Genomic DNA, 2,108 nt, shown 5'->3' with positions numbered 1-2,108 from the left:
TCGCGCGCCCGGCCTTCCCCGCCGCTGGACGCCACCCCGCCTGTTCACGGGGTATCGCACGACATGATTAATTGGGTGTGAACCAGCCTACGTAAGGAGAATCACAGTGGCCGACAGCACTCCCGCGAGCCAGGAGACACTGTCCAACCTTCTCCACGAGACGCGCAGCTTCCCTCCCCCGGAGGCGCTCGCCGCCGACGCCAACGTCAAGGCCGACGCCTACGCCAGGGCCGACGAGGACCGTCTCGGTTTCTGGGAGGAGCAGGCCCGCAGGCTCCAGTGGGAACAGCCCTGGGACACCGCCCTGGAGTGGAACCCGCCCTTCGCCAAGTGGTTCGTCGGCGGGAGGATCAACGCCTCCGTCAACTGCGTGGACCGGCACGTGGCCAACGGCCTCGGCGACCGGGTCGCCTACCACTGGGAGGGCGAGCCCGGCGACACCCGCACCATCACCTACGCCGAGCTCAAGGACCTGGTCTCCCAGGCGGCCAACGCCATGACCGGACTCGGCGTGCGCAAGGGCGACCGCGTCGCCATCTACATGCCGATGATCCCCGAGACCGTCGTGGCCATGCTCGCCTGCGCCCGTCTCGGCGCCGTCCACATGGTCGTGTTCGGCGGCTTCTCCGTGGACGCCCTGGGCCAGCGCCTCGACGACAGCCAGGCCAAGCTCGTGGTCACCGCCGACGGAGGCTACCGCCGCGGCAAGGCCAGCGCCCTCAAGCCCGCCGTGGACGCCGCCGTCGCCGACCGCCCCGCGGTCGAGAACGTCCTCGTCGTCCGCCGCACCGGCCAGGACGTCGAGTGGACCGACCGCGACGTGTGGTGGCACGACGTCGTGGAGTCCCAGAGCACCGAGCACACGCCCGAGGCGCACGACGCCGAGGACCCGCTGTACATCATGTACACCAGCGGCACCACGGCCAAGCCCAAGGGCATCCTGCACACCACCGGCGGCTACCTCACCCAGGTCGCCTACACCCACTGGGCGGTCTTCGACCTCAAGCCCGAGACCGACGTCTACTGGTGCGCCGCCGACATCGGCTGGGTCACCGGCCACTCCTACATCGTCTACGGCCCGCTCGCGAACGCGGCCACCACCGTCCTGTACGAGGGCACCCCGGACACCCCGCACAAGGGCCGCTTCTGGGAGATCATCGAGAAGTACAAGGTCACCATCGCCTACATGGCCCCCACGGCGATCCGCACCTTCATGAAGTGGGGCGACGACATCCCCGCCAAGTTCGACCTGTCCAGCCTGCGCGTCATCGGCTCGGTGGGCGAGCCCATCAACCCCGAGGCCTACGTCTGGTACCGCAAGAACATTGGCGGCGACCGCACTCCGGTCGTGGACACCTGGTGGCAGACCGAGACCGGCGCCGTCATGGTCAGCCCCCTGCCGGGCGTGACCTCCGGCAAGCCCGGCGCGGCCATGCGGGCCATCCCCGGCATCGTCGCCGACGTCGTGGACGAGCAGGGCGAGTCCGTCCCCGACGGCGAGGGCGGCTTCATCGTCATCCGCGAGCCGTGGCCGTCCATGCTCCGCGGGATCTGGGGCGACCCCCAGCGCTACAAGGACACCTACTGGTCGCGCTTCGAGGGCCTGTACTTCCCCGGTGACGGCGCCAAGAAGGACGCCGACGGCGACCTGTGGCTGCTGGGCCGCGTGGACGACGTCATGCTCGTCTCCGGCCACAACATCTCCACCACCGAGGTCGAGTCCGCGCTGGTCTCCCACCCGCGCGTGGCGGAGGCCGCGGTCGTCGGCGCCACCGACAAGGTCACCGGCCAGGCCATCGTCGGCTTCGTGATCCTGCGCGGCGGCGAGGAGGAGGTCCCCGAGGACCTGGTCCAGGAACTGCGCAACCACGTCGGCACCTCGCTCGGCCCGATCGCCAAGCCCGCCCGCCTCCTGGCGGTGCCCGAGCTGCCCAAGACCCGCTCGGGCAAGATCATGCGGCGCCTGCTGCGCGACATCGCCGAGAACCGGGCCGTCGGCGACACCTCCACGCTCACCGACTCCTCGATCATGGAGGTCATCGCCAAGCAGCTGCCCTCCGCCAAGCGGGAGGACTGAGCTGAGGGGCCCGCGCGGGCCCCTCAGCCAC

At 70.2% G+C, this 2,108-nt stretch carries 1 protein-coding gene; it reads left to right on the top strand.

What is annotated here, in order from left to right:
• Positions 1-106: 106 nt before the first annotated feature.
• The gene (gene acs, locus DQW06_RS11700; protein ID WP_013156318.1) at positions 107-2,077 is read left to right on the top strand and encodes an acetate--CoA ligase; all 1,971 of its coding nucleotides are present in this window, start codon (positions 107-109) and stop codon (positions 2,075-2,077) included.
• The last annotated feature ends 31 nt before the right edge of the window (positions 2,078-2,108 follow it).

Source organism: Nocardiopsis sp. TNDT3, from assembly GCF_003427465.1.
Taxonomy (GTDB): domain Bacteria; phylum Actinomycetota; class Actinomycetes; order Streptosporangiales; family Streptosporangiaceae; genus Nocardiopsis; species Nocardiopsis dassonvillei.
This window is presented reverse-complemented; position numbering and strand designations above follow the sequence as displayed.